Here is a 3,232-nt window from a genome sequence, read left to right as displayed (position 1 = left end):
GCGTCGGCGGAGCTCGCCTTCGACCACCGGACGCCGGCGGACCTGGCACCGGCAGCCGTGCCGATGGAGACACCCACCCCGGGGATGAACGGGCGGGGGCAGGACGACGGCCGTCGGTCGCGTCCTGCCCGCCCAGCCGTCGGCCCGGATCAGGCGGCGATCGAGTCGGCGATGCCGTACCCGGCCTCGGCGATCGCGGCGCGCAGTCGCTCGTCGTCGAGGTCCATGCCGTGCACGGTGACGGCGTTGGCCGCGAGATCGACCACGACCTCGAGCGCAAGCAGCGCCGGCCGCAGCCCCGGACCAAGGTCCACAGCCTTCTTCCGGCCCCCACCAGGACGACGGAACCGCCCCAACAGAGCCTGACCAGATTCCAGTTCAGCCGCTCCGCGCGAGACACCATGCCCTAGCGACAACGCCTCCGTCCCTATGGCCAGCCGACGCCGGCGCTCGTCCAGACGCGGCAACAACACCTGGAACTTCGCAGCCAGGACGGCCTCGATCCCCTCCGGTCTCCCCCTACCAGAACAACGAGTCTCACAGTTGGAAGCCACGACTTGTTTCGCGGCAAGAAGCCCTAAGCCGGGCGCCTAGGGCAGCGCGATGGACCGGCCCGCCGACGGGTGAAGTCGCTCCGCTCCACGCAACCGGACGCTTCGCTTCCGGTCACACGGGCGGGGCGCCGTGGTAGTCGAGGTCAGAAGGAAGCAGGTCGAAAGCCTGCCCGATCAGCTGGGAGTCCGGCGCATCCCAGCCGGCGGCACGCCATGCCGTGATGGTTGTTTGCACCGCGGAGAACACGATCGAAGCCACCAGATATGGCCGCGGATCCGTGGCGGGGTCGGCGCCCAGGCGGGCGCCGACCAATCGCGCGACCTCGTCCAGTCGGGCGAGGCCCCGTTCTATACGCGCGGCCGCCAGCGCCGGACTAGTCGAGATCAGCTGCTGCATCCGCTGGTGGCGAGCCGGCTCCGAGCCGGTCGCCTGCTCCTCGTAGGCCCGCACCAGTTCCACCACGGCCTGCCGCATCCCGGTCAGTACCGGTACGTCCGTCGGCTGAGCTGCGAAACTCTCGAGCATCGCCGTTATCTGATCGTCCGCGAGCGCGAGCGCAACATGCTCCTTCGAGGCGAAATACCGGAAAAAGGTGCGCGTTGAGACGTCCGCCGCCGCTGCGATCTGGTCCACCGTAGTGGCCTCGAACCCGTTGGCGCAGAACAACTCCTGCGCCGCATCGATCAGCATCTCGCGGGTGCGGCGCTTCTTCCGCTCGCGCAGGCCAGACGTATCCACCCTGCGAAGACTATCGCAATCTGGCGCAGCATGCCATTTGCCACTTGATGAATCTTGTCACTGTCTGCCAAAATGCAGAGCATGCCGAAACCTCCTGCGCTGACGTCCCCCTACTGGAAGCTTCAACGCCAGCTCGCGCGTCTCAATGCGTGGCTGTTCCGCAAGACCCGAGGCAAGGTGGGCGGCAGCTATCAAAAGGCCCCCGTGCTGCTGCTCAACCATGTGGGCCGCAAGTCCGGCCAGGCCCGCACCAGCCCGCTGATCTATCTGGACGACGAGCCGCGGCTGGTCGTCATTGCGTCGAAGGGCGGCACAGACGCCCACCCAGCGTGGTTCCACAACCTGATGGCCATGGAGTCCGCTGAGGTCGAACTCCGGGGAGGGCAGCGCCGCCGGGTCCGCCCGCGCGTCGCCGACGGCGACGAAAGGGCGAGGCTGTGGGAACGGATGGTGGCTGTCTACGAGCCTTACGCGACCTATGCCACCTACACCTCACGCCATATCCCGGTCGTCGTGCTCGAGCCCGTCCGTGACTGAACCCGCCGGGGGCCGCTATAGCGCCCTCATGGGCAGCCTCAAAGAGAGAAACAGTGTGCCGGTACCAGCCCGGACATCGGCGAACGGGAGGAACAACCCGGTAAAGAACGTAGAGCCCACTACCTCGCCTGCGCCCCGCTCGAGGCCACGGTCGCCGACCTGGTCCGCGTCGCCGGTAGCCGCTGGAAGATCGAGGAGTGCTTCCAAAGCTCGAAGAACGACTGCGGCCTGGACCAGCGCGAGGTCCGCCGCTACGTGGGCTGGTATCGGCACATCGCGCTGGCCATGCTCGCCCACGTCTTCCTCGCCGTGATGGCCGTGCAGGAGCGCGAGGTGACGAGGCCAGCGCATCCGACCTCGTGGACCTGACATCAGCCGAAATCCGTCGTCTGCCGGCAACTGAACCCGTCTCCCTGCTGCACGCTGCGACCATGCAGTGAACTGGTCCCGATGGAGACGCCGCCACCACTCATCACATGCGGCGTGGGCACCCGTTGGTGGGACAGCTGGCGCAAGACCGCCCCGCGCATGCCAAGCCGCCGCTACACCCCCCTGGGCATTCATCACTCTCAGAGTGCGGTGCGTGACCTTCCGTCCAACTTGTCATCGCTCGATGGTGTGACGTTGAAGCATCGCTGCCGGTCAGGCGTTCGGGGTTCGCTTGAGTTGTGGCATGAGCATGCATAAGCCGTACCCGAGCGATCTCACCGACGAGCAGTGGGACCTCGTTGAACCCGTGATCACGGCGTGGAAGGCCCGGCATCCGTCGGTCAGCGGGCATCAGGGCAAGTACGCGATGCGGGAGATCGTGAACGCGATCCTCTACCAGAACCACACGGGGTGTCAGTGGGAGTTCCTGCCGCACGACATGCCTCCACCCGGAGCGGTGAAGTACTACTTCTACCTCTGGCGCGACGAGGGCACCGATCAGGACATTCATGACCTGCTGCGCTGGCAGCTGCGGGAGAAGCGGAAGCGATTAGCCGACCCGAGTCTGGTGGTTCTGGACACGCAGAGCATCCACGCCGCCGTCGGCGTCCCCGCCACGACGACCGGCAAGGATGCCGCGAAAAGGGTGCCAGGTAGGAAGAGATGCCTGGCCGTGGACGTACTGGGCCTCGTCATCGACTGCGTCGTCCTGCCCGCCTCCGCACACGAGAAAACCGCCGGCATTGCCCTGCTGGACGGTGTTGTCGAGCAGTGCGACACGGTGACCAAGGCCCTGGTCGACCAGGGCTTCAAGAAGACGGTCGTCGATCACGGCAAGAACCATGGCATCGACGTCGAGATCGTCGAGCGCAACCCGGACGACAAGGGCTTCGTTCCGCAGGCCAAGCGGTGGATCGTGGAACAGACGAACGGGATCTTGATGTTCTACCGCCGTCTCGTGCGCGACTACGAA

Annotated in this window: 3 protein-coding genes and 2 pseudogenes; 3 read left to right on the top strand and 2 right to left on the bottom strand. The window is 66.2% G+C overall.

Going from position 1 to position 3,232, the window contains the following annotated elements; genetic code table 11:
- Positions 1–272: 272 nt before the first annotated feature.
- Together ACIRVK_RS45345 and ACIRVK_RS45340 are read right to left on the bottom strand one after the other, a co-directional pair.
- Positions 273–458, bottom strand: a pseudogene (locus ACIRVK_RS45345) (ISAzo13 family transposase); the annotation flags it as partial.
- Positions 459–666: 208 nt separating this feature from the next.
- Entirely contained in the window at positions 667–1,293 is a 627-nt protein-coding gene (locus ACIRVK_RS45340; protein ID WP_404257997.1) for a TetR family transcriptional regulator, read from the bottom strand.
- An 81-nt stretch (positions 1,294–1,374) separates the two neighbouring features.
- On the opposite strand from ACIRVK_RS45340, the gene ACIRVK_RS45335 reads away from it, so the two are divergent.
- The 3 genes and pseudogenes from ACIRVK_RS45335 to ACIRVK_RS45325 all read left to right on the top strand — a co-directional run.
- Complete coding sequence (locus ACIRVK_RS45335) at positions 1,375–1,830, top strand: nitroreductase family deazaflavin-dependent oxidoreductase (protein ID WP_404257995.1); 456 nt, start codon at positions 1,375–1,377, stop codon at positions 1,828–1,830.
- A gap of 159 nt (positions 1,831–1,989) precedes the next feature.
- Positions 1,990–2,199, top strand: a pseudogene (locus ACIRVK_RS45330) (IS701 family transposase); the annotation flags it as partial.
- A gap of 304 nt (positions 2,200–2,503) precedes the next feature.
- Positions 2,504–3,232: IS5 family transposase (locus ACIRVK_RS45325; protein WP_404257993.1), on the top strand; the 729-nt coding region annotated here is incomplete at its 3' end.

This window comes from Streptomyces sp. NPDC101152 (genome assembly GCF_044768275.1).
In the GTDB taxonomy this organism is placed as follows: domain Bacteria; phylum Actinomycetota; class Actinomycetes; order Streptomycetales; family Streptomycetaceae; genus Streptomyces.
The sequence above is the reverse complement of the archived record's forward strand: the minus strand, read 5'-3'. Positions and strand labels throughout refer to the sequence as shown.